This window comes from Cellulomonas wangleii (assembly GCF_018388445.1).
Lineage (GTDB): Bacteria > Actinomycetota > Actinomycetes > Actinomycetales > Cellulomonadaceae > Cellulomonas > Cellulomonas wangleii.
Map to the genome: position 1 here is coordinate 368,297 of NZ_CP074405.1, position 21,763 is coordinate 390,059.

Annotated in this window: 26 protein-coding genes; 15 read left to right on the top strand and 11 right to left on the bottom strand. The window is 75.0% G+C overall.

Annotation, left to right across the window (positions count from 1 at the left end):
- Positions 1–2: 2 nt before the first annotated feature.
- Positions 3–698, bottom strand: a complete 696-nt coding sequence (locus tag KG103_RS01825; RefSeq protein ID WP_249670698.1) for a VOC family protein — start codon at positions 696–698, stop codon at positions 3–5.
- Between the two features lie 206 nt (positions 699–904).
- Between KG103_RS01825 and KG103_RS01830 the strand changes: the two genes are divergently transcribed.
- Complete coding sequence (locus tag KG103_RS01830) at positions 905–1,585, top strand: MerR family transcriptional regulator (RefSeq protein WP_207341814.1); 681 nt, start codon at positions 905–907, stop codon at positions 1,583–1,585.
- The gene (locus tag KG103_RS01835; protein WP_207341815.1) at positions 1,582–1,896 is read left to right on the top strand and encodes a hypothetical protein; all 315 of its coding nucleotides are present in this window, start codon (positions 1,582–1,584) and stop codon (positions 1,894–1,896) included. The genes KG103_RS01830 and KG103_RS01835 overlap by 4 nt, the downstream gene beginning before the upstream one ends.
- Positions 1,897–1,947: 51 nt before the next feature.
- Here KG103_RS01835 and KG103_RS01840 read toward each other — a convergent pair whose 3' ends face one another.
- The 5 genes from KG103_RS01840 to KG103_RS01860 all read right to left on the bottom strand — a co-directional run bounded on the left by KG103_RS01840 (position 1,948) and on the right by KG103_RS01860 (position 5,234).
- Entirely contained in the window at positions 1,948–2,979 is a 1,032-nt protein-coding gene (locus KG103_RS01840) for a nucleoside hydrolase (protein WP_207341816.1), read from the bottom strand.
- 60 nt (positions 2,980–3,039) lie between these two features.
- Positions 3,040–3,249, bottom strand: a complete 210-nt coding sequence (locus KG103_RS01845; RefSeq protein WP_207341817.1) for a hypothetical protein — start codon at positions 3,247–3,249, stop codon at positions 3,040–3,042.
- Positions 3,246–4,073: an alpha/beta hydrolase gene (locus KG103_RS01850; RefSeq protein ID WP_207341818.1), complete on the bottom strand. Its 828-nt coding sequence runs from the start codon at positions 4,071–4,073 to the stop codon at positions 3,246–3,248. The genes KG103_RS01845 and KG103_RS01850 overlap by 4 nt, the downstream gene beginning before the upstream one ends.
- Before the next feature lie 31 nt (positions 4,074–4,104).
- Positions 4,105–4,695 (bottom strand): hypothetical protein, encoded by a 591-nt coding sequence (locus KG103_RS01855; protein ID WP_207341819.1) that lies wholly within the window; start codon positions 4,693–4,695, stop codon positions 4,105–4,107.
- Between the two features lie 92 nt (positions 4,696–4,787).
- Positions 4,788–5,234 carry a rhodanese-like domain-containing protein gene (locus KG103_RS01860; RefSeq protein WP_207341820.1) on the bottom strand — a complete coding sequence of 149 codons (447 nt, stop codon included), beginning with the start codon at positions 5,232–5,234 and terminating at the stop codon, positions 4,788–4,790.
- An 85-nt stretch (positions 5,235–5,319) separates the two neighbouring features.
- Between KG103_RS01860 and KG103_RS01865 the strand changes: the two genes are divergently transcribed.
- Positions 5,320–5,778, top strand: coding sequence for an Lrp/AsnC family transcriptional regulator (locus tag KG103_RS01865; RefSeq protein ID WP_207341821.1), 459 nt, complete (start codon positions 5,320–5,322; stop codon positions 5,776–5,778).
- On the opposite strand, the gene KG103_RS01870 is transcribed toward KG103_RS01865, so the two are convergent.
- A complete protein-coding gene (locus tag KG103_RS01870; protein WP_213319967.1) occupies positions 5,720–6,574 on the bottom strand; it encodes an isocitrate lyase/PEP mutase family protein in 855 nt (284 codons plus the stop codon). The two genes, KG103_RS01865 and KG103_RS01870, sit on opposite strands and share 59 nt — an antisense overlap.
- Positions 6,575–6,639: 65 nt before the next feature.
- Positions 6,640–7,221: a hypothetical protein gene (locus KG103_RS01875; protein WP_207341822.1), complete on the bottom strand. Its 582-nt coding sequence runs from the start codon at positions 7,219–7,221 to the stop codon at positions 6,640–6,642.
- Positions 7,222–7,322: 101 nt separating this feature from the next.
- On the opposite strand from KG103_RS01875, the gene KG103_RS01880 reads away from it, so the two are divergent.
- From KG103_RS01880 to KG103_RS01925, 10 genes are all read left to right on the top strand, one after another.
- The gene (locus tag KG103_RS01880; protein WP_207341823.1) at positions 7,323–8,036 is read left to right on the top strand and encodes an ArsR/SmtB family transcription factor; all 714 of its coding nucleotides are present in this window, start codon (positions 7,323–7,325) and stop codon (positions 8,034–8,036) included.
- Positions 8,033–8,776, top strand: a complete 744-nt coding sequence (locus tag KG103_RS01885; RefSeq protein ID WP_249670699.1) for an SDR family NAD(P)-dependent oxidoreductase — start codon at positions 8,033–8,035, stop codon at positions 8,774–8,776. Before KG103_RS01880 ends, KG103_RS01885 begins: the two co-directional genes overlap by 4 nt.
- A 43-nt stretch (positions 8,777–8,819) precedes the next feature.
- The gene (locus KG103_RS01890) at positions 8,820–9,401 is read left to right on the top strand and encodes a GNAT family N-acetyltransferase (protein WP_207341824.1); all 582 of its coding nucleotides are present in this window, start codon (positions 8,820–8,822) and stop codon (positions 9,399–9,401) included.
- Positions 9,402–9,512: 111 nt separating this feature from the next.
- Positions 9,513–10,364 (top strand): hypothetical protein, encoded by an 852-nt coding sequence (locus tag KG103_RS01895; protein ID WP_207341825.1) that lies wholly within the window; start codon positions 9,513–9,515, stop codon positions 10,362–10,364.
- 50 nt (positions 10,365–10,414) lie between these two features.
- Positions 10,415–10,864, top strand: a complete 450-nt coding sequence (locus KG103_RS01900) for an HIT family protein (RefSeq protein ID WP_207341826.1) — start codon at positions 10,415–10,417, stop codon at positions 10,862–10,864.
- Positions 10,865–10,938: 74 nt separating this feature from the next.
- Complete coding sequence (locus KG103_RS01905; protein ID WP_207341827.1) at positions 10,939–11,469, top strand: hypothetical protein; 531 nt, start codon at positions 10,939–10,941, stop codon at positions 11,467–11,469.
- A 47-nt stretch (positions 11,470–11,516) separates the two neighbouring features.
- Positions 11,517–12,200: a 4a-hydroxytetrahydrobiopterin dehydratase gene (locus KG103_RS01910; RefSeq protein ID WP_207341828.1), complete on the top strand. Its 684-nt coding sequence runs from the start codon at positions 11,517–11,519 to the stop codon at positions 12,198–12,200.
- 110 nt (positions 12,201–12,310) lie between these two features.
- Positions 12,311–15,682, top strand: a complete 3,372-nt coding sequence (lysX, locus tag KG103_RS01915) for a bifunctional lysylphosphatidylglycerol synthetase/lysine--tRNA ligase LysX (protein ID WP_207341829.1) — start codon at positions 12,311–12,313, stop codon at positions 15,680–15,682.
- Positions 15,679–16,530 carry a hypothetical protein gene (locus KG103_RS01920; protein WP_207341830.1) on the top strand — a complete coding sequence of 284 codons (852 nt, stop codon included), beginning with the start codon at positions 15,679–15,681 and terminating at the stop codon, positions 16,528–16,530. Before lysX ends, KG103_RS01920 begins: the two co-directional genes overlap by 4 nt.
- A gap of 62 nt (positions 16,531–16,592) precedes the next feature.
- The gene (locus KG103_RS01925) at positions 16,593–17,195 is read left to right on the top strand and encodes a GNAT family N-acetyltransferase (protein WP_207341831.1); all 603 of its coding nucleotides are present in this window, start codon (positions 16,593–16,595) and stop codon (positions 17,193–17,195) included.
- Positions 17,196–17,255: 60 nt separating this feature from the next.
- On the opposite strand, the gene KG103_RS01930 is transcribed toward KG103_RS01925, so the two are convergent.
- Positions 17,256–18,869, bottom strand: coding sequence for a cellulase family glycosylhydrolase (locus tag KG103_RS01930; protein ID WP_207341832.1), 1,614 nt, complete (start codon positions 18,867–18,869; stop codon positions 17,256–17,258).
- 166 nt (positions 18,870–19,035) lie between these two features.
- On the opposite strand from KG103_RS01930, the gene KG103_RS01935 reads away from it, so the two are divergent.
- Positions 19,036–19,407, top strand: a complete 372-nt coding sequence (locus KG103_RS01935; protein ID WP_207341951.1) for an ArsR/SmtB family transcription factor — start codon at positions 19,036–19,038, stop codon at positions 19,405–19,407.
- Positions 19,404–20,090: a cation transporter gene (locus tag KG103_RS01940; protein WP_207341833.1), complete on the top strand. Its 687-nt coding sequence runs from the start codon at positions 19,404–19,406 to the stop codon at positions 20,088–20,090. Before KG103_RS01935 ends, KG103_RS01940 begins: the two co-directional genes overlap by 4 nt.
- A 68-nt stretch (positions 20,091–20,158) precedes the next feature.
- Here the strand turns inward: KG103_RS01940 and KG103_RS01945 are convergent, their stop codons facing one another.
- Positions 20,159–20,932, bottom strand: a complete 774-nt coding sequence (locus KG103_RS01945) for a MerR family transcriptional regulator (protein WP_243656519.1) — start codon at positions 20,930–20,932, stop codon at positions 20,159–20,161.
- A 165-nt stretch (positions 20,933–21,097) separates the two neighbouring features.
- Positions 21,098–21,694: a histidine phosphatase family protein gene (locus KG103_RS01950; RefSeq protein WP_207341834.1), complete on the bottom strand. Its 597-nt coding sequence runs from the start codon at positions 21,692–21,694 to the stop codon at positions 21,098–21,100.
- Positions 21,695–21,763: the final 69 nt, after the last annotated feature.

Genomic DNA, 21,763 nt, shown 5'->3' on the forward strand with positions numbered 1-21,763 from the left:
GGTCAGACCCGCAGGAGGAACTCGTTGCCGTCGGGGTCGGACAGCTCGACCGTGCCGTCGGGCCTGACGCCGAGCAGCGCGGCGCCGAGCGCCGTCAGCCGCGCGGTCTCGTCGGCGAGGTCGCCGACGGCGGTGAGGTCGAGCCGCTGCCGGGCACGCCCGTGCCGGGGCGTGATCGGCCCGTCCCACGACACCTTGGTGCCGCCGAGGGGGGACTGGATCGCCGTCTGGAGACCCTCGTCCCACACGACGGGCCAGTCGAGCACCTCGGACCAGAAGAACCCCGCCTCGCGCGAGCCCTCGCAGGTCAGCTCCGCGAGGAACCCGCAGCCGGCGAGGAAGGACGTGCCCGGCTCGATCACGCACAGCTCGCCGCCCTCGGGGTCGGCCAGCACGACGTGGCCCTCCTCGGGGCGCTGCCCGACGTCGAGGTGGCGGGCGCCGAGCCGCAGCGCGGACTCGACCGTCCGGCGCTGGTCGGCCGGGTCGGTGCCGGCGAGGTGCAGGTGCATCCGGTCCCGGCCGACCCGCGGCGCGCTGCTCGCCGTGAACCTCAACCCGAGCTGCGTCGCGGACCCGGGGACCAGGACACCGTCGGCCGTGGCGACGGTCGTCCGCCCGAGGAGGCCCGACCAGAACCGCGCCGCACGCGCGGGGTCGTGGGCGTCGACGTCGAGGGCCGTCAGCCGGCTGGGCACCCTCGCACGGTAGCCCGGGGCGCGAGCCGCTGCACGGGTAGGACTGCGGGGGTCGTCACCGGTGCCAGCGGGGGCGTCGGGAGCACGATCGCCGACCATCCGGCGTCGCTCGCTCACGTCGTCGTCAACCTCGACCCGGTGATCTGACGCATCACGGGGCGGGGTGCCATGTACACAATCATTGTTGGCTTGCTACGGTTGTGTGCATGTCCGAGCAGCGGGTCGGCGCCGACCTGAGCGTCGCGGAGGCGGCCCGTGCCGCCGGGCTCAGCCACGCCCGTGTCGGGGCGCTGGTCAGGTCAGGCCGGGTGCCGTCGCGCCGGATCGGTCGTCAGCACGTCATCACGGACCCGGAAGCTCTGCTCGCGATGCCACGTCGGGCGGGGCGCCCGATGTCGCCGCGCATGGCGTGGGCGCTGCTCCTGCTGGCCGACGACCGGCGGCCGGAGTGGGTCTCACCCGGCGAGGTCTACCGCCTCAGGCGCCACCTCGACAAGCTCGCGGCCGACCCGGAACCCGAAGTGGCGCTGCAGGCGCTCGTCCGCAACAGGGCGGCACGCCGTCCGTACCGGGCGCAGCAGCCTGGTGCTCTGCTCGAGGACGACAGCGTCGTCGCGTCCGGCCTCAGTGACGCACGGTCCGGCATGTCGGCCGGGGTGGACGTCGAGGTGTACGTCCACGAGGACGACGTGCGTGCCGTCGTGCGGCGCCACCTGCTGGTCGACGCCGCGGGCGGGCGCGCGAACGTCTGGCTGCATTCGTCCGAGCTGGTGCCGGCGCCATCGCTCCGTCTGCAGGTCGCGGCGGACCTCGCCGAGCACGGCGGGCCGCGTGAGCGTGCGAGAGCACGGGAGATCGTCCGCGAGGTCGTCGGGAACCGACGGTGAGCGTCCGGCTCCCGCCTATGCGCGTCCCGCAGCGGGACGCGTGGTGGACGCTGATGGACCTGCACAGCGACATGCCGGTCGGTTGGGTGCTCGTCGGCGGACAGATGGTCCACCTGCACTGCGCGGAGCGCGGCGCGGCGCCCCAGCGCCCGACCGACGACGCCGATGCCGCGATCGACGTGCGTGCCCACCCGCGTGCGCTGAGCGACTTCACGGCTGCGCTCCTCGACCGCGGTCTCGAGCCCGACGGGACGACCTGGAGAGGGCATCAGCACAGGTGGCGGAAGGGTTCGTCACGCTGGACGTCCTGATCACCCGTGCTGGCCGGTCAGCGCTGTGGACACACCGGTAGGTCCGCCGGGCTACGCGCCCGCGCGCCAGGCCTCGAACAGGCGCAGCTTCGCGAACAGGTCCTCGAGGACGAGCCGCACGTCGACGTGGGTCCACACCCGCATCCCCGGGGCGTCGGGCCGCTCGACGTACCGGCCGTCGTCGGTCAGCCCCGGCTTGGGGCGCGTGACGAACCGCGACGACGACGGGTCCCCGGTCCAGTAGGTCCGCAGCGCCGTGAGCGCCACCAGGCAGGAGTCGCCCAGCACGTAGGCCTCGCTGGGCGGGCGCGACGGGTTCGCGTGCCGCCGCATCTCCGCGCGGAGCTCCTCGTCGAGGTGGCGTCCCAACGGCCCGGCCGCCCGCACGCGCGTGCGCGACTCCGCGTCGGACAGCACGCACGTCGCGTACGTGCTGCGGGGGATCTGCCAGAGGTCCAGGCCGGGCGCGTCGAACACCACCTGCGCGGCGCGCACGTCGATCGACAGGTTGTACTCCTCGTCGACCGACCGGGGCGCGTCGAGCCACGGCACGGGCTCGTGCTCGAACCCGCCGATCCACACGACCACGAACCTGCCCGCGATCTCGGGGTGCGCCAGGTACGCCGACGCCAGGTCGGTCAGCCCGCCGCCCGCGACGTAGAAGAGCGGGCGCGGGTCGTCGCGCATCGCCTCGGCGACGATCCGTTCCGTGGCGGCCGACGGCTGCGGCGTGCGCAGGTCCGTCAGCGTCTCCTCCGAGCCCGCCACCACGACATCGGTCGACGTCAGGCCCATGCGCGCGAACACGTCCTCGACAACACGCGCCCCGTCGGCGGCGCTCGTCTCCGACCGGCCGTCGTGGTCGTGACGGAGCCGCGACGACACGACCAGCGGGATCTCCACCGACGGCGACAGCACGTGGTGGACCAGCTGGAACAGGTCGTCCGGGTCGCCGGCGAAGTCGTTGTCGAGGATCAGCCGCGCGGAGGCGGGCGCGGGCGGGGCGTCCGCGAGCCACGGGTGCTCACCCAGGCGCCACAGCGGGTCAGCGGGGGCAGCGGGGACGGGTGGGACGGTCGCCATGCGGCGAGCCTAGGCACCGCGACGCGGCGGCTGGTGGGCCCACCGGGTCCGACCCGCGCCTCACCCCGTCGGCACGAGGTAGCGACGCGTCGTCCGGCCGACGCCCGCGCGGTGGTCCTCCATGCGTCCCAGGTAGTCGGACCAGTCGCCGTCATGACCCGGTCCGAGCAGGAACTCGAACCCTTCGCGCGCCATCACGTCGTGCGCGCGCCGGGCCGGGGCCTCGTCCTGAGGTGTCAGCGCTCGCAGGCGCAGGGACGTGACGGTCATCGGGGCATGCTGCCACCGGCGGCGTCGTGGGTCGTGGGCTTGTCCGTGCCCGTCAGGTGCCCGACCAGGAACGCGACGCTGCGCGCGATGACGCCCTCCGCCTGGTCGTACGTCCACGCGCTGTGCGGGTACCCGTCCAGGACGTCGACGAGGTCTCCGGGACGGGCCGCCGTCAGCAGCGCCTCGCGGTTCTCCGTCGAGACGTACTCGTCGGCGGTGCCGAACACCAGGTGGCACGGGGCTGTGACCTCGCGGAACCGGTCGGGGACGTGGGCGTCGTGCGCCTCCTGCCAGAACGCGTTGCCGACCCGCTGGCCGCCCTCCTCGACGAAGCCCTGCGGGCCGGGGGAGAACTCGTCGACGTTCGCGTCCGGCACCCACTCCACCACCGCGTCCACGGGGACCTCGGCGGCGGCGCACAGGACGGCCGCCCCGCCCATGCTCTGGCCGAACAGCGCGACGCGTCGCCCCAGGTCCTGCTGCTCCCGCGCGAGCGCGGCGATCGCGTCGACCCAGATGCTGAACCGCGACTCCAGGAAGTCGCCCGAGGAGTCGCCCGACCCGTACTGGTCGAAGCGGATGGAGGAGACGCCGTGCTGCGCGAGGCGTCGTGCGGCGCGCACGAAGGTCCGGTTCGGCCCCGACTTCTCACCGCGGAACCCGTGGCAGAACAGCACGACGGCGTCGCCACCCGCGTCGTGCCGCACGGCGGCGAGGCGCCTGCCACGGACCTGCAGGTCCGTCGAGATCTCCGCGCCGCCGGGCGCGTCGAGAGGTCGACCGTCGCTCGGCCTGCTGTCGTCCCGCGTCACCGTCACACGCATGGCCCGATGCTGCCAGGCTGGTCCGGCGTGATTACCGGTCGGCGGGGCTCGTCGCACCGTCGTCGCGGGCCCCTGCCCTCCCCGCCGCCATGTGGGCGATGGCGGTCAGCGCCCGCTGCAGCAGGTCGCGACGCTCGGCGTAGGGCGGGGCCCAGTCGCCCTGCGGCGGCAGACCCACGCGAGGGGCCAGGGTAGGGCTGAGGTGCCTCTCGAGGACCTTCCCGTCCGCGAGCCACACCCTGTGCGACCCGATGCGGGCGTACCGGCTCCGCTCGACGCGGCCCTCGACGGCCGCCTCGACGACCTGACGCACGATGTCGACGGCGCGGTCGTCGCGTGCGAGCGGGAAGGTCGTGCCGTCGACGTTGAGGTTGACGCGGTCCGTGCTCTGCGACCACCACACCGGGGCGGCGCCGGGCGCGCGGGGCCTGACGGCCACGTCGTCCGGGTCCCAGTCGAGCATGGCCCGGCCCATCGGCGGGGGCGTTGAGGGCCCCTCGACCTCCGCCAAGCCGGCCAGCCTCGTGCGCAGCTCGTCCCTCAGGTCGCGCAACGCGGCCGCGAGCGCGTCCTGAGGCGTCCAGTACGGGACGGCGACGGGCTCCGGGGGGGTGTCGGGCACGGCAGCACGATGGCAGGGCGTGGGCGCGCGTCGGGACCGTTCCGAGCGTGTTCACCCGTCCGGACCCGCCGGCCTGACGCGCCGACGCCGCGTCACGCGGACGGCACCGTGGCGCCGACGGGCGCGGTCAGCGGGTCCGCGGCGCGGCGGGTGCGGCCCTCGTCGGTGACCGTCGCGAAACCCTCGCGCACCCAGTACTCGTACCCGCCGATCAGCTCCCGCACGCGGGTGTAGCCCAGCTCGGCCAGGGCCAGCGCGCCCCACGTGCTGCCGTTGCAGCCCGGCCCCCAGCAGTAGACGACGACGTCCGCGTCGCGGTCCGGCAGGAGGTCGGCGGCGCGGGCGGTGAGCTCGGCGCCGGGGACGTGCACGGCCCCGGGGATCCGGCCCTGCCGCCACCCCTCCGCGGAGCGGACATCGACGACCACCGGCGCGCGGCCGGCGGCGCGGTCCGCGGCGAGGTCGGCGGGGTCGGTCTCGTAGGCGAGCTTGGCGGCGAAGAAGTCGCGGGCGGTGATCGAGGTCTGCATACCCACCATCGAACGCGGGCCGCGACCCGCTGACCAGGCACTCCGCACGGGGAATCGGGCATCTCGCCGGGGATCCGCTGGTACGTTGCGCGTCGTGCCGACGAATCCACGCCTCGTGCTCGACGCCACCGACCACCGCATCCTCGAGCACCTGCAGCGGGACGGCCGGCTGAGCGTCGCCGACCTCGCCCGGGCCGTGAACCTGTCGGCCAGCGCGACGGCCGACCGGGTCCGGCGCCTCACCGACGCGGGCGTCATCACCGGGTACACCGCGACCGTCGACCCGGAGGCTCTCGGGTACGCGATCACCGCGTTCGTGCGCCTGGCCTACCCGTCGGGCAACTACCGGCCGTTCCACGACCTCGTGGACACCACGCCGGAGATCGTCGAGGCCCACCACGTCACCGGCGCCGACTGCTTCGTCATCAAGGTGATCGCCCGCTCCATGCCCGACCTGGAGCGGCTCACGGGCAGGCTCGCGACGCTGGGCTCCATCACCACGAGCGTCGTGTACTCGACCACGGTCCCGCGCCGGAACCTCGTCCCGGCCTGACCTCCGCCGGCTGTCCCGGAGCGGCCATGCACTCGGTCCGCGCCTGGATCTCGCCGTACGCGGTCACCTCCGGCGGCAGCCCGTCGTCCCGCACGCGCCGTGCGACGTCGACGGCCGCGTCGAGGGCCGCGCGGTAGAGCAGCGACCCGGTGCTCACCCTCCGGACGCCGAGCGCGGCCAGACGTGACAGCGGGTGCACCGGCGTGGCCAGGACGTTCAGCGGGGCGCCCACCGCCCCGACGAGGTGGCGGATCTGCGCGGCGTCGAGCGCACCGGGCACGAAGACGCAGTCGGCACCCGCCCGCACGTACCGCTGCGCACGCCGCGTGGTCGCCTCGAGGGTGGCCGACTCCCCGAGCCAGAAGGTGTCGACGCGGGCGTTGACGACCAGGAGGGGGCAGCGCTCGCGGACGGCGGCGATCTTGTCCGCGTGCCGCTCGGGGTCGACGAGCCGCCCGCCGGTGCTGTCCTCGAGGTTGACGCCCGCGACCGGCAACGAGGCCACGAAGGAGGCCACGGTCCGCGGGTCGTCGTCGAACCCGTCCTCGACGTCGGCCGTCACCGGCACCGGCAGCTGGGCGAGGCGCCCGACGAGGTCGGCCGTCAGGCGACGCACCGCGCGTGAGCCGTCGAGGACGCCCGCGCCGGCGGCGAGCCCGAGGCTGGTCGTCCCGACCGCCGCGAACCCGGCCCGCACCAGCGCGAGCGCCGAGGCGACGTCCCACGCGTTGGGGAGCACGAAAGGGTCGGGGCCCCGGTGCAGCGCGCGCAGCGCCTCGCCCGACGTCGCCGTCACGTCCGCGCCGCTGTCACGTCGGGCACCGCCGTCACGTCGGCACCGCCGTCACGTCGGCACCGCCGTCACGTCGGCACCGCCGTGGCGAGGCGGAGCGCGAGCGTCCGCGCCGGGCAGGCGTGGGGGCCGCGGCCGAACGGAGCGTCCACGAGGTCCACCTCGACGACCTCGCCGTCCGGGTCGATCCGCCGGGTGCTCGGCACCGGGGGCCGCGGGTCGCCCGTGCGCAGCCGGTCGACCAGGGCGCGCGTCGCGGCGTGCGCCTGCACGAGGACGCCGACGCGGGCGGCGGTGAGCTCGTCGCGCGGGCCGAGCGCGGCGACGAGGCGGTCGGCGGCCGCGTCGGCCTCGGGCGACTGCGGGACGTGGGGCTGGTACGCACCCGCCACCAGCGCGACGTCCGGCCCGTGGGCGGCGGGCAGCCCGAGAGCGAGGAGGAGGCACTCCGTCGGGTCGCCGCCCGGCACGACCCGGCGCGTGAGGTCCGCGAGGACCGCCGCCACGAGCTCGCGTCTGCGGGTGTGCGACGGGCCCTCGCTGAAGCGGGCCACGTGCGCCCGCAGCCACGCCACCCCCGCGGTGCCGTCGGGCACGTCGGGCACGCGCAGCGCGGGGTCCTCCAGGGCCGACGACGGTGCGGTTCTCATGCCGGGAGTGTGCGCGGGGGACGGTTCGGCGAGGGCCGAACCGTCCCGGTCGCCGTACGGTCGCCGGTCGCGGCACGCACCGGACCGAGCATGATGGCCGGGTGCCCCTCACACCGGCGTCGATCGCGCGGTTCGCGGCGCTCCTGGGCGACGAGACACGCGCCGGGATGTGCCTCGCGCTGCTCGACGGGCGCGCCTGGACGGCCGGCGAGCTGGCGCGTCACACCGGGGTCGCGCCGTCGACGGCGACCGAGCACCTTGGCGCACTGGTCGGCGCGGGTGCCCTGACGGAGCGACGTCAGGGCCGGCACCGCTACGTGCGCCTCGCCGGCCCAGAGGTCGCACGCCTGCTCGAGGACCTCGGTGTGCTGGCCGGCGAGCCCGTGCGGCCGTCGTCGTTCCGGGCCGTGCGGGCCGACGCCCGGCTGCGGGCGGCGCGCACGTGCTACGACCACCTCGCCGGTGCGGCCGGCGTCGCGCTCCTCGACGGGATGGTCGGCGCGAGGTTCCTCACGGCGGGCGACGCCCCGGCGCTCACCCCGGCAGGGTCCCGGTGGCTCTCCGGGCTCGACGTCGAACCGGGCGCGGACGGACGCCCGACGGTGCGCCCGTGCCTCGACTGGACGGAACGTCGCGAGCACCTCGGGGGGTCGCTCGGTGCGGCGCTCCTCGCGACCGCGCTGCGCCGGGGCTGGCTCCTGCGGGTCGAGTCCCTGCCGCGAGCGCTCACCGTGACGGACGCCGGCCGCGCCTGGTTCCGCACGCACCTGGGCACCGACCTCGGTGCGCCCGGCGGAGGGGGGCGGAGGCCGTGAGCGGCCCGGTGTCCGTCGTCGTCACCGGCGCCAGCGGCGGTGTGGGGAGCGCGATCGCCGCCCACCTGGCGGCGCTCGGCCACGTCGTCGTCAACCTCGACCCGGCGGCACCCGCGCACGCGACGTCGGGCGTGCACCACGTCGCGGCGGACGCCGGCGACGCCGACGCGGCCGCCGCCGCTGCGGAGCTCGCGGAGCACCACGCGCCGCTGACCGGCTGGGTCAACAACGCCGCGGTCTTCCGGGACGCGGACCTCGCCACGGCGACCGCCGCGCAGGTCAGCGAGCTCGTCCGACGCAACCTCGACCTCGCGGTCGTCGGCTGCTCCACCGCCGTGCGACACCTGCTGGCGCACGGCCGGCCCGGTGCGATCGTCAACGTGTCCTCCCACCAGGCGCAGCGGCCCGTGCGCGGTGCGCTGCCGTACGCGGTGGCGAAGGCCGCCGTCGAGGGGCTCACGCGCGCGGCAGCCGTCGACCACGGGCCGGCGGGCATCCGGGTCAACGCGGTCGCGCTCGGCTCGGTGACGACCGCCCGGTACGAGGAGTACCGCCGCGTCCACCCGGGGGTCGACGCGCAGATGGCGGCCCTGCACCCGCTCGGCCACGTGGGCAGCCCGCAGGACGTGGCGCGCGTCGTGGCCTTCCTGCTGTCGCCCGACGCCGCGTTCGTGACCGGTGCTGTTCTGCCGGTCGACGGCGGTCGCGCCGCGCTCGGGCAGGACCCCGAGGGGGTCTAGGCGTGTCTCCCACGTGCACCTCGGGCATGGCAGTATCGCGGCGGTGCGCGTCGAGCTGAGACCGTGGTCGCTCGCTGATGGCCCCTCGCTGCAGTCCGCGGTGGCAGCAAGCCCCGATCTGGTCACGCAGCTGGGCGGGGCCGACCTTCGCGAGCTGGAGGACTGCACCCGGTTCATCGAGACTCATCTGCAGGCCCTCGGCCCCGTCCGGTACGACGTCGCGATCACTGTTCACGGCTGCGCGGTGGGCAACGTGGGGTTGAGCAGCATCGACAGGGTGCATGAGACGGCGTGGACGTACTACTGGGTCGCCGCCACCCACCGGGGACAGGGGCTCGCCTCGCGGGCGCTGGCGACCGTCTCCAGGTGGGCGCTCGAGGAGCTCGGCCTCTTCCGGCTGGAGCTGGGGCACCGGGTCAACAACCCCGCATCGTGCCGGGTGGCGACTCGCGCAGGATTCATCGCAGAAGGTCTTGAGCGGTCCAAGCTGCGCTACGGGGACGGCCGGTTCGACGTGGAGACCCACGCGCGGCTGGCGACGGACCCGGTCCCGCCGCTGGAACTTCTGCCGATCGGCGGACTGCCTCCGGGTGAGGCTCGTGACGTCACGCCACGAGGGCGGTGACCCGCCCGGCGCACCGGAGCCGTCACCGCCCACGTCGGCGACCCGGCGCCCGCCGGCGGTATCCGGTGGCACCGCTGCGTGCTCCTTCCGGAAGACCCCGGGAGGCCCGCCATGCCCGACGACCACGACCGTCTCGTCCTCGACCGTCCCGCCGACGCCGAGCTGGCCGCGCGGCTGCTCGCCGCGGGGCGTCCCGTGGCGCACGGGTTCGCCAACGTCTACGCGCTGACCGCCCGTGGTGACGCGGTGCAGCGCCTCAACGTCCTCAAGGGCCGGCCCTGCGACCAGGTGGGCAGTCTCACGGCGGCGACGGGGCACGTGCTCGACGCGTTCGACCTGTCCCGGCTCCCGCCCGGCGTGCCGCCGAGCCTGGTGGCCGACGTGGTCGAGGCATTCGCGGCGATCGGCCCGTTCGGGTTCCGTGGCCCCGCAGCCGCCCGCCTGCCCGCCGGCCTGACCGCGTGGGACGGGCCGACGAGAACCACGCAGGTGATCGTCCCCGGCGACGCGTGCCCGTCGCAGCGGTTCCTCGCGGCGGCCACGGACGCCGTCGGCGGAGGCCCGCTCGCGATCACCTCCGCGAACCGGTCGCGGCACGTCACGGGCGACGCGGACGCACCCGCCCACTGGCGTGCCGACGCCCTGCGCACCGAGCTGGCCGACGTCGCCGACGCCGTCGTCTGGCTCGAGCACGCCGACGAGGCCGCCGCCCGCGCGCGCTTCCCCTGCCACACGCCCGTCTCGACGAGCATCCTCGCCCTGCACCGCGCCGAGCGGGTGCGTGGGCGGGTCCACCTGGTCCTCGAACGGCACGGCTCACTGGGCGCCGACGACGTGGCACGCGTGCTGGCGAGCCTGGGCATGCGCCTCACGATCGGGCCGCGGGCGGCGGCGCGGCTCGCGCCCCGCTCCTACGCCGACGATCCGCCGTCCAGGCTCGTCGGGCGGCCCGCCGCCCGGTGACGTCGCGCGAGGGCTGGTACCCCTGCGGACGTGCTGGGAGCCTTGCGCCCATGACGACGAACGAGACGCCGGCGGACCAGGAGTGCGTCTTCTGCGCCATCGCCGCCGGGCGGGCCGAGGCGAGCGTGGTGTTCGAGGACGACACCGTCGTCGTCTTCATGGACCTGCACCCCGTGAACCCGGGTCATCTTCTCGTCGTCCCGCGTGGGCACGCGGTGGGCCTCGAGGACCTGGACGGGGCCACGGGGGCGCACGTCTTCTCGGTCGGGCACGACATGGCCAGGGCGCTGCGCCGCTCGACCCTGCGCTGCGACGGCATCAACGTCGTCCTGTGCGACGGGAGGGCCGCGTTCCAGACGGTGTTCCACGTCCACCTGCACGTGATCCCGCGTCACACCGACGACGGCTGGACCATGCCGACCGACCCGCCGGAGCGGGCCAAGGCGCTGCGCGACCGCGACGCTGCCGCCATCAAGGACGCGCTCGCCGCGGTGCGCTGACCCCCGGCCCTCGGCCGCGGACCCGTGACGGTCGCCCCTGGACCGTGCGCGGCGCGCAGCGGTGGGATGGGCACGTGGACGCCGTGGCGCGGGTGAGGTGGGCAGCCGTCGGAGCCGGCGGCCGGGTCGCGCGGCGGACGAGCGCGTGGTGGGAGCGGGCCGTCGCAGCCCGGGAGCACCGGGCACCGCAGCCGCTCGTGCACGCCGTGCTGGAGGTCGTGGTGGACGGCGCGACGACGCGCGTCGACATGGGACCCACCTGGGGCCGGACCGCCGCGGGGCGACGGGTCGTGCGGACCGGACCGGTGGGCTCGCGGCTCCTGGGCCGGTGCCCGCTGTTCCGCTACGAGGTCCGGACGGTGCACGGGCCGGACGCCACGCCGGGGGTCCTGGCCGTCAGCGCCGACGTCCCGGTCCCACGGGACCTGCTCGAGCACCTGACCGACGTGCCGGTGTGGACGTGGGGCCGCGACGAGGCCGGGACCGGCGACATGTGGACGTCGAACTCCGTCGTCGCGTGGCTGCTGGGGCGCGCGGGCGTGACGTCCCTGGGGCCACCGGCCGGGCACCGGGCGCCGGGCTGGGACGCAGGTCTGCGTGCCTGACCGCGTCCGCGCGCGCGGTCCGCGGATCAGGTCTAGATTCCGGCGACATGGACATGCTCTCCGGGCGTGAGATCGACCAGGCGCAGCTGGTCGACTGGCGCAAGCTGGCCCAGGGCCTGCACGCCCGGTACCTGGTCGACGACTTCGGCACCGGCGCCCGGTTCCTCGCTGCGGTGGGCGAGGCCGGCGACGCGGCCGGGCACCACCCGACCGTGGCGATGAGCAAGGGCCACGTCGACCTCAAGCTGGTCAGCCCGGACGCGATCTACCGGGACGGGGACACCGAGCACGTCGTGGAGTGGGTGACGCAGAAGGACGTCGACCTGGCCCGGCAGATCACGCAGATCGCCGCCGAGCACGGGCTCGCCCCGGACCCCGCGTCGGTCAGCGTCGTCGAGCTCGGACTGGACGCGGCGGACTCCGCGACCATCGCGCCGGTGTGGGCCGCGCTGCTGACGGGCCTCGTGGACGCGCAGGGCCACGGGTCCCCGAGCGACGAGGTCCGCGACGCCACGGGCCGGGTGCCCAACCTGTGGTTCGGCGACGCCGACGAGCAGGGCGGGCCACGCCAGCGCTTCCACGTGGAGGTGTACGTGCCGGCCGAGGTGCTCGAGCAGCGGATCGCCGCCGCGGTCGCGGCCGGTGGGACCGTGGTGGACGACAGCGACGCACCGTCCCTCACCGTGGTCGCCGACCAGGAGGGCAACACCGGCGCGGTCTGCGTGGCCTGACCGCGGCGGGCGGGGTCGGTCGGATCGCGGTCCTGCCCCTGGCGCGGGACGCTCGTGCGGGGGACGGACGAGCGGGGGGCGCTCGCGGCTCGCCCAGGACGGAGCGCGGCGTGAGCAGGGACCCGGTGGACACCGTGCCGGAGCTGGGCCGGCCACCCCGCCCGGACGCGCGCACGGATGACCCCGAGCCGGCGTCGCCGCGCCGGGACGACCCGGTCTCGCGGGGCTGGGCCGCCACGGTCGCCACCGTCGCCGGCCGGGTCGTCCAGGGGATGGCGGCCTGGCAGGTGGTCGCGCTGCTGCTCCTGCCGTTCGCCCCCGGTGTGGTGCGTCGCGTCGCCGAGGCGCTCTCGGTGCTGAACCTGCCGGCCCAGCCGGGGTTCTTCTCGCTCGTGCTCCTGGCGACGGTCGCGTCGGGGCTCGTGCGTCGCCTGCGCGTCACGCTGTGGGTCCTCGTGCTGGTGTGGCAGGCGCCGGTGGTGCTCGCCGGGCTGGTGACGGCGGTCCTGTGGGCCGCCGACCCGGCCGGGCGTGGCGAGCCCGGGGTGACGGCGCGGGACGTCGTCGCGTGGGTGGTCGCGGTCGTGGCCGTCCCGGTGCTGGTCAGCGCGCGCTCGGCGTTCCCGGCGCGGGTGCGGCCCGGCGCCTGGTGGCGGTCCCTGCTCGTGGCGTTCGGGGGCGTGGCCGCCGGCACGCTCCTGTCGTTCGCGCTGCTCCGGGTGCTGGGGCGTGGTCTGCCGACGGTGGGCGACCAGCTGCAGTGGGCGTTCGCGCAGGCGTTCAGCGTGTACGGCTCGGCGCTGGACCCCGGCACGGTCGGCTACGTGCCGACGTGGGTCGGGGTCGTCGGGGGCCTCGTCGCCGCCGTCGGGCTGGTGCTCGCGCTCGTGCTGTTCATGCGGTCCCGTGAGCCGGTGGGGACCGACGCCGCGGACGACCGGCTGCAGGTCCGCCGGCTGCTGCTCGAGCACCCGTCCGGCGACTCCCTGGGGTACTTCGCGACCCGGGACGACCGGTCGACCCAGTTCTCCGCCGACCGGCGGGCCGCCGTGTCGTACCGCGTCGTGTCGGAGGTCTGCCTCGCGGCCGGCGACCCGATCGGCGACCCCGCGTCGTGGCCCGACGCCGTGGCCCGGTGGTTGGCGACGGCCCGCCGCTACGGGTGGGTACCCGCGGCGACGTCGACGACGGAGGCCGGGGCGCGGGCGTACCGAGCGGCCGGGCTGCACCCCATCGTCATGGGCGACGAGGCCGTGATCGTCACCCGGTCGTTCGACCTGCGGAACCCGGCCATGCGCGGGGTGCGCCGCGCCGTCGAGCGCGGCCGGGCGGCGGGGTACGAGGTCCGGGTCCGCCGGCAGGCGGAGACGCCGCCCGACGAGCTGGCCGAGGTGGTGGCGCAGGCCGACCGGTGGCGCCAGGGCCAGGAGCGTGGGTACTCCATGGCTCTGGACCGGTTCGGCTCGCCGGTCGACCCGGGCGAGGTCGTCGTCACCGCGCGCGACGCGGACGGCCGCCTGCGGGGGGTGCTGTCGTTCGTCCCCTGGGGGCGGCACGGCCTGTCGCTGGACGTCATGCGACGCTCGCCCGACGCGGTCTCGGGGGTCACCGAGCTCATGGTCGCCGGCCTCGTGGACGCGTCGCGCGACCTGGGCGTCGAGCGCATCTCGATGAACTTCGCGATGTTCCGCGAGACGTTCCAGCTCGGGGAGCGTGTCGGGGCCACGCCGGTGCAGCGCCTCAACCGGCGGGTGCTGCTGCTCGCGTCGCGCTTCTGGCAGCTGGAGCAGCTGTACCGCTCGAACGAGAAGTACCTGCCCGAGTGGCAGCCGCGGGTCCTGTGCTACGAGGCCGCGGGCCACCTGACGCGCGTGGTGCTCGCGCTCGGGCAGGCGGAGGGCTTCGTGCCCCCGCTGCGTCGCCTGGCCGGCGGCGAGCAGCCGCCCGTGGCGGCCGCGGACGACCCGGCGCTCGTCGCCGCGGTCGTCGCGCAGGAGCAGGAGCTGCTGGCGGTCCGGGCGCCCACGCGCCGGCTGACCCAGCAGCAGCGCGTCCGCCGGGCCAAGGTCGCCGTGCTCCGGGCCGTCGGGACGGACCCGTACCCGGTCGCGGTGCCGCGCACCCACACCGTGCGCGCGGCGCGGGGCGTCCAGGTCGACGGTCCGGAGGTGTCGGTCGTCGGGCGGGTCGTGCGGCTGCGCGACCTGGGCGGGGTCGTGTTCGCGGTGCTGCGCGAGGGGACGGATGAGGTGCAGGCGCTGCTCACCGCGTCGGGCACCACCGGCCTCGACCTGTTCCGGCGCACGGTCGACCTGGGGGACCAGGTGAGCGTGACCGGTCCGCTCACGCACAGCCGCAGCGGTGAGCTCAGCGTCGCCGCGCGCACCTGGCGGATGGCCACCAAGGCGCTGACCCCGCCGCCCGACAAGCGGCACGGCCTGGCCGACGCCGAGGCCCGGGTGCGCCTGCGGCACATGGACCTGGCGCTGCACGACGCCGCGGCGGTGGCCCTGCGCGCCCGGTCGACGGCGGTGTGGTCGATCCGCACCTCGCTCGTCGCCCGCGGGTTCCTCGAGGTCGAGACGCCGATCCTGCAGCGGATCCACGGCGGCGCGAACGCCCGCCCGTTCGTCACCCACATCAACGCGTACGACCTGGACCTGTACCTGCGGATCGCCCCCGAGCTGTTCCTCAAGCGCCTCATGGTGGGCGGCACGGGCAAGGTGTTCGAGCTGGGCCGCAGCTTCCGCAACGAGGGCGTCGACGCGACGCACAACCCCGAGTTCACGTCGATGGAGGCGTACGAGGCGTACGGCGACTACACGACCATGCGGGAGCTGACGCGCGAGCTGGTCGTGGCCGCGGCGCTCGCCGTGCACGGCGAGCCCGTGGCGCACCGTCCGGGGGGCGGCGTGGTGCGCCTCGACGGCCCGTGGCCCGTCGTCACCGTGCACGAGGCCGTGTCGCGCGCGGTCGACCGGGAGGTCACCCCCGACCTGCCGCTGACCGAGCTGCAGACGCTGTGCAGCCGGCTCGACGTGGCGTGGGAGCCGACCGAGACGCACGGCGCGCTGGTCTCGGAGCTGTACGACCGGTTCGTCGAGGGGCAGACCGTCGTCCCGACGTTCTACACCGACTTCCCCGTCGAGACGTCGCCCCTGACCCGCGCGCACCGCACCGACCCGCGCCTCGCCGAGCGCTGGGACCTCGTCGCGTTCGGCGCCGAGCTCGGCACCGCGTACTCCGAGCTCACCGACCCGGTCGAGCAGCGCCGGCGCCTCACCGAGCAGTCGGTCCTCGCGGCGGCCGGCGACCCCGAGGCGATGGAGATCGACGAGGACTTCCTCGACGCCCTCGAGTTCGGCATGCCGCCGACCGGCGGCGTGGGCGTCGGGGTCGACCGGGTGGTGATGACGCTCGTCGGCGGCACGATCCGCGACACGCTCGCCTTCCCGTTCCTGCGGCCCCGGGGACGTGCGTGACCGCGGCGCTGCTCGCTGCCGTCGCCGCGGCGGTCGGCTACGGCGTCAGCACCGTGATGGAGGCCGTCGGGGCCAGGCGCTCCCCGGGGGCGGGTGCGCTGCGCCGACCGCTCGTGCTGGCCGCGCTGCTCCTCGACGGCGTCGCGTGGCTGCTGTCCCTGCTCGCGCTGGACCGGCTGCCGCTGTTCGTCGTGCAGGCGGTGCTCGCGTCGTCGGTCGTGGTCACCGTGGTGCTCGCGCGCCCCGTGCTCGGGGCCAGGCTGCGCCGGCGTGACGTCCTGGCCGTCGCCGTCGTGGTGGTCGCCCTGGTGGTGGTGGCCGGCGGGTCCGGGGACCAGCCGGCCGTGACGCCACCGCGGGGGTTCACCACGGGCATGCTCGTGGCGACCGGGGCGCTGGTCCTGGTGTCGGTCGCCGCGTACGCGCGTGGCGGTGCGCTGCTGCTCGCGCTGCTCGGCGGGCTGGGCTACTCGGGAGCCGCGATCGCGGCGCGCGGCGCGCACGCGTCCGGCGACCTGCTCGCCACCGTGCGGCAGCCCCTGGCGGTCGTGGTCGTGGTGTGCGGGGCCGTCGGTGTGGTCGCGTACCTGCGGGCGCTGGAGCGCGGGCCGGTGGGCGGCGCGGCCGCGGTGGAGTCGGTCGTGGAGGTGCTCGTGCCCGGCGTGGTGGGCGTCGCGGTGCTGGGCGACACGGTCCGGCACGGGTGGGCGGTGCCCGTCGTGCTCGCCCTCGTCGTGGCGGTGGCCGCGTGCGTGGTGCTCGCGGGCAGCCCGGCGGGCGTCGCGGCGGAGGACGCCGAGCCCGACGCGGGGCGCGTCGACGGGCCGGCCCGGCGCGCGCCGGGCTGAGCGCAGGGGACCGGCGCCCCGGGGTCTTGCCGCGCGTGCGACGGCGCGCGTACGTTCGCGAGATGGGGGGCATGGCCGTGGACGGCTACCGGATCGAACCGCTCGAGGAGCGCACCTGGGACGCGTTCGCGGGCCTGGCCGAGCGGCACAACGGCGTGTGGGGTGGGTGCTGGTGCACGTACTTCCACCTGTACCCCGACCCGGTCGAGGAGCGCAGGGCCCTGGGCCACCGCGAGTTCAAGCGGCAGCTCGTGCTGGCCGGCCGCGCGCACGCCGCGCTCGTCATGGACGGTGACGAGGCCGTGGCATGGGCCCAGTACGGGACGGTCGACGAGGTGCCGAACATCCAGCACCGCAAGGAGTGGGAGAAGGGCCTCGAGCAGCGGCCGGACTTCCGGATCACGTGCCTGTTCGTCGACCGCCGGTACCGCCGGCAGGGGATGGCGTCGGTCGCCGTGCGTGGCGCCCTGGGGCTCATCGCCGCGGCCGGGGGTGGTCTGGTCGAGGCCTACCCGCACGACCTCCCGCCGGGCAAGCGCACGTCGTCGTCCTTCCTCTACAACGCGACCCGGACGATGTACGAGGAGCTGGGCTTCGCGTACCAGCGGCCGAAGGGCAAGGGCAACTGCGTGATGACGTCGACGGTGCCCGCCGCGCACGCGTGACCGGCGCAGGCGTGACCGGTGCCGGCCGGCGGGGCGCGAAACCCGCCGGCCGGCCCGTCCTCAGGACCCCGTGATGGCCGTGATGATGCCCTGCTGGGTCACCGTCGCGGACTGCCGGTCGAACAGCCCGAACCCGTACACGCCGTTGTAGCCGTTGTCCCAGTAGGCGGTGGCCGCCCCGTACTGCTTCGCCAGCGTGACGAGGGTGCGGGCGTAGTCGGCGCGGTACCGGTTGTTGGTCGGGTCGGCGGACGTCTTGTCGATCGACCCGTACTCACCGATGAACACCGGGTAGCCCTTCACCACGAACGCGTCGTGCACCTTCTTCAGCTGGTTCTCCATGTGCACGTGGTCGCCCCACGTCGCGCTGCGCGACGGGTCGGTCACGTTGGGGCCCCACTGGGTGGTCGCCCCGCTCTCCGTGCCGGTGAAGTCCCACGGGTCGTAGTAGTGGACGGAGATCATGATCCGCTTGTCGGCGCTGGGGATCGCCGACGACCGGTACTGGTCGGTCGGGATCGTGAAGCCGTAGCCGCCGGTCGTGTAGTCGATGTTCGTGTTCCAGCCCGGGACGAGCAGCCACCGCGAGGCGTTGGTGCCGCCGGTGCGGCGCACCGTGTCGACGAAGACCTGGTTGTACGCGTTGATGTTCGAGTAGCACGGCTCCGTCGGGGTGCCGTACTGCCCGTCGAAGTTCTCGTTCATCGACTCCAGGACGAGCCGGCCGTCGTAGTCCTTGAACGTCGTCGCGACCTGCTGCCAGACCTTCTGGTACTTGGTGCGGATCTGCTCCTGGCCCGACGCGTCGCAGATCAGCCACGCACCGCTGACGCTCTTGTAGCCGTCACCGTGCATGTTGATCACCACGTACAGCCCGCGGTCGTACGCGAGGTCGACGACCTGCTGGATCCGGGCGAGCCAGGCGCTGTCGACGGTGTAGTCCGGGGCCGCGCCGATCTTGCCGAGGTAGGAGACGGGGATCCGGACCGTGTCGAAGCCGGAGGCCTTGACGCGGTCGAGCAGGGCGCCGGTGATCACCGGGTTGCCCCACGCGGTCTCGCTGGGCATCCCGTCGATGCTGGCCTCGAGCTGGTTGCCGAGGTTCCAGCCCTGGCCCATCTCGGCGACGAGGCGCGCGGGGTCGGCGGTGACCGGTCCCGCGGACGGCACGGGTGTGGGGGTCGTCGTCGGGGTCGACGTCGGCCGGGGTGACTGGGTCGGCGTGGCGGTCGGCGACGTCGACGGGGTGCTCGTCGGCACCACCGGCGCGCCGGTGCAGGCGACGCCGTTGAGCGTGAACGCCGTCGGCACGGGGTTGCTGCCGGTGAACGTGCCGTTGAAGCCGAACGACGCGGTGCCGTTGGTCGCCACGGTGCCGTTGTACGCGGCGTTGCGCACCGACACGGCGGAAGCGGTCTGGGTGACGGTGCCGTTCCAGAGCTGGGTGACGGTCTGCCCCGCGCCGAACGAGAACCGCAGGTCCCACGAGGTGAGCGGGTCTCCCAGGTTCGTCACCTGCACGGCGGCGTTGAACCCGCCGGGCCACTGGCTGGCCACGGTGTAGTCGACGCGGCACCCGGCGGCGGCGCTCGCCGGTGCGGTCACCGCGACCGAGCCGACGACGGCGACGAGTGCCGCGGCGGTCGCGGTCAGCGCTTTCCTCAGAGCGTGCACGGGAGGTTCCCTCTCGACGGGTACGGACGGGCGCGCCCAGCCCACCAGGACGGACGGCGCGGTGCACCCGTCGAAGCGTTTCGCCGGTACGGGTGCGAACACGGTTCGGCGCGTGCCGGACGGGTGACCAGTGGTCACCGGCTCGGACTAGCATCGCTGGGTGGCGATGCTGGCGATCGAGACCGAGCCCCCGGACACCGAGGTGCAGCCCCCCGATGCCGCCGCGTGCCTCTTCCGAGGTCTGGGCGACCTCTCGCGGCTCACGATCCTGCGTCACCTGACCCTGGGGGAGCACCGTGTCGTCGACCTCACCGAGCACCTGGGGCTCGCGCAGTCCACGGTGTCCAAGCACCTGGCGTGCCTGCGCGAGTGCGGGCTGGTGACCTCGCGCCCGCAGGGGCGCGCGTCGGTGTTCCGCCTCGCCCACCCCGAGGCTCTGGCGGAGGTGCTCGGCGCCGCGGAACGCCTGCTGGCCCTCACCGGCCACGCCGTCGTCCGGTGCCCGACGTACGGCGCCCGCGAGGAGGTCACGGCGTGACCGCGGCGACGCACGGCCTCGACGCCGCCGAGACCGCACGGCTGACGCACCGCGGGCTGCGCCTGGCTCAGTTCACCGTCGCCTACAACGTCGTCGAGGGAGCCGTCGCGATCACCGCCGGGCTGCTGGCGGGCCTGGTGTCCGTCGTGGGGTTCGGCGTCGACTCGGCGATCGAGTCCGCGGCCGGCGTCCTCGTCGCGCTGCGCCTGTCGGCTCGGCTGCGCCACGGCCGGACCGACGAGCGCAAGGAGCGGCTGACCCTGAGAGCGGTCGCCGTCACGTTCTTCGTCCTGGCCGCGTACGTCACGGTCGAGGGTGTTCGCAGCCTCCTCGACGGCGAGGCGCCGGACCGCTCGCCGTTGGCGATCGGGCTGCTGGTCGCGTCCATCGTCGTCATGCCCGTGCTGGCCGCGATGAAGCGGCGGGTGGGGCTGCGCCTGCGGGACAACCTGGTCCTCGCCGACGCCGCCGAGACTCGCATCTGCGTGCTCCTGAGCATCTCCACCCTGGCGGGGGTCGTCCTCCACGCGCTCACCGGGGCGGCGTGGCTCGACCCGGTCGCCGCGTTCGTCATCGCCGCCTTCGCCGTGCACGAAGGCAGGGAGGCGTGGGAGGGCGAGCTGGTCGAGGACGAGGACGAGGACGACGAGGACGAGGACGACGCGGACGAGGACGAGGACTGACCGAGCTGACGCCGGGCCCGCGGGTCACGCCCGGGGGCCATGACGCGGACGGGCGCGCCGGGCGTCGTTCAGCCCGGCCGCCGCACCTGCGCCTGGAGCGTCACGGTGCCGTCGGGCGCGGAGGTCTGGCGGTACACCCCCGTCGCGCGCAGGCCGCGGTCCGCGAGTGCCGCGTCGAGGGCGATCCAGGCGTCCGCCACGTCAGGGGGCGCGTCGAAGGTCACCGCGACGCCCTCGTCGACCGCCGCGACGTCGACCACGGTCAGACCGTCCACGGGGGTCGGCGTCCCGGCCGTGACGACGATCGCGTCGTCCGCGGTGCCGTCGTAGAGCAGCACGACGGCGTCGTCGTCACCGAGCCGGTCGCGCAGCTCGCGGCGCAGCCGACGTGCCGTGTCGGGGATCTCGGTCTCGTCCCGCACGGAGGCGCGGACGCTCCACAGCCGCAGCGCCGGCAGGGGCGCCAGGTCGAGTGTGCTCATGACGGTGTTCCGTCCCTTCTCGAAGGCCGCGAGGCGCGACCGCACCTCGGCGAGCCGGCGCGACGCCTCGTCGACCTGGGCGACGAGCTCCTGCTCGCGCGTCCGGAGCAGGTCGACCAGCCGCCGCTCGTCGAGGTTCCCGTCGAGCAGGTCGCCGATCGCGTCGAGCCCGAACCCCAGGGCGCGCAGGGACGCGACCGCGCGCACCCGGCCGACCTGGCTGGGTGCGTAGCGGCGGTACCCGGTCATGGGGTCGGTCGACGCCGGCTCCACGAGTCCGAGCTGCTCCCAGTGGCGCAGCATGCGCCGCGAGACGCCCGTGCCCCGTGCGATCTCCCCGATCCTCAGCATGTGGTCCATCGGACCTCCTCACACGGTGTCAGAGTCAACACCGGCCGGTGCCGGGCAGCGGTCGGCGGATGTCCTCCCGTTGCGGTGCTGGGAGGTGTTGCCATCGGGCGATGGCCTTCTCCCCGATGCCGGACCGGCTCGACACCGAGCGGTTCGTCCTGACCCCAGGAGCCGTCAGACCTCGCCGAGCGTCGTCATCTCCCCGGTGCTGACGTCCACCCGGTACACGACGCCCTGCGGGTGGCCGCCGGCCAGCGCGGTCGCGACGTCGACGCGGCGCAGGTGGTGCTGCAGCAGCCGGCCGATCATCTCGTGCGACACCAGCAGGGGGTGCCGTGCGCCGGACGCCTCGACGCGTGCCAGCGCCCGCGCGGCGCGCGGGACGGCGTCCTCGTAGCTCTCCCCGCCGGGGAACCGCCACCGGTACTTGTCCTGACGGCGCTGGGCGAGCTCACCGGGGAACGCCCGCTCCATGTCGTCGGGGGACATGCCGGCCATCGCGCCGTGGTGCAGCTCCGCGAGCTCGTCCAGCGGGACCACGGGCAGGCCCAGGCGCTCGCCGCACACCTGCGCGGTGGCCGCCGCCCGGCCCTGCGGGCTGCAGAAGACGGCGTCCACGGGCTCGTCGGCGACGAGCTCGGCCACCGTCCGCGCCTGCGCGCGGCCCAGCGCGGTCAGCGGCGCGTCGAGCTGCCCCTGCCAGCGGCCCTGCACGTTCCCCTCCGTCTGCCCGTGCCGGGCCAGGTACACCGTCTGCAGGGAGGAGGGCATGGCCCGTGAGTATGCCCTGTCGGCCAGTTCCTCGGTCACGACACCGAGTGCGGATGCTCGTCTATGCCG

What these genes read in the sequence shown, in the direction of transcription:
- KG103_RS01840 (WP_207341816.1), bottom strand. Translation starts at nt 2,979, where the DNA reads ATGGCGACCGTCCCACCCGTCCCCGCTGCCCCCGCTGACCCGCTGTGG.
- KG103_RS01900 (WP_207341826.1), top strand. Translation starts at nt 10,415, where the DNA reads ATGACGACGAACGAGACGCCGGCGGACCAGGAGTGCGTCTTCTGCGCC.
- KG103_RS01895 (WP_207341825.1), top strand. Translation starts at nt 9,513, where the DNA reads ATGCCCGACGACCACGACCGTCTCGTCCTCGACCGTCCCGCCGACGCC.
- KG103_RS01830 (WP_207341814.1), top strand. Translation starts at nt 905, where the DNA reads ATGTCCGAGCAGCGGGTCGGCGCCGACCTGAGCGTCGCGGAGGCGGCC.
- KG103_RS01945 (WP_243656519.1), bottom strand. Translation starts at nt 20,932, where the DNA reads ATGGACCACATGCTGAGGATCGGGGAGATCGCACGGGGCACGGGCGTC.
- KG103_RS01935 (WP_207341951.1), top strand. Translation starts at nt 19,036, where the DNA reads ATGCTGGCGATCGAGACCGAGCCCCCGGACACCGAGGTGCAGCCCCCC.
- KG103_RS01850 (WP_207341818.1), bottom strand. Translation starts at nt 4,073, where the DNA reads ATGCGTGTGACGGTGACGCGGGACGACAGCAGGCCGAGCGACGGTCGA.
- KG103_RS01950 (WP_207341834.1), bottom strand. Translation starts at nt 21,694, where the DNA reads ATGCCCTCCTCCCTGCAGACGGTGTACCTGGCCCGGCACGGGCAGACG.
- KG103_RS01875 (WP_207341822.1), bottom strand. Translation starts at nt 7,221, where the DNA reads ATGAGAACCGCACCGTCGTCGGCCCTGGAGGACCCCGCGCTGCGCGTG.
- KG103_RS01910 (WP_207341828.1), top strand. Translation starts at nt 11,517, where the DNA reads ATGGACATGCTCTCCGGGCGTGAGATCGACCAGGCGCAGCTGGTCGAC.
- KG103_RS01860 (WP_207341820.1), bottom strand. Translation starts at nt 5,234, where the DNA reads ATGGTGGGTATGCAGACCTCGATCACCGCCCGCGACTTCTTCGCCGCC.
- KG103_RS01925 (WP_207341831.1), top strand. Translation starts at nt 16,593, where the DNA reads ATGGGGGGCATGGCCGTGGACGGCTACCGGATCGAACCGCTCGAGGAG.
- KG103_RS01845 (WP_207341817.1), bottom strand. Translation starts at nt 3,249, where the DNA reads ATGACCGTCACGTCCCTGCGCCTGCGAGCGCTGACACCTCAGGACGAG.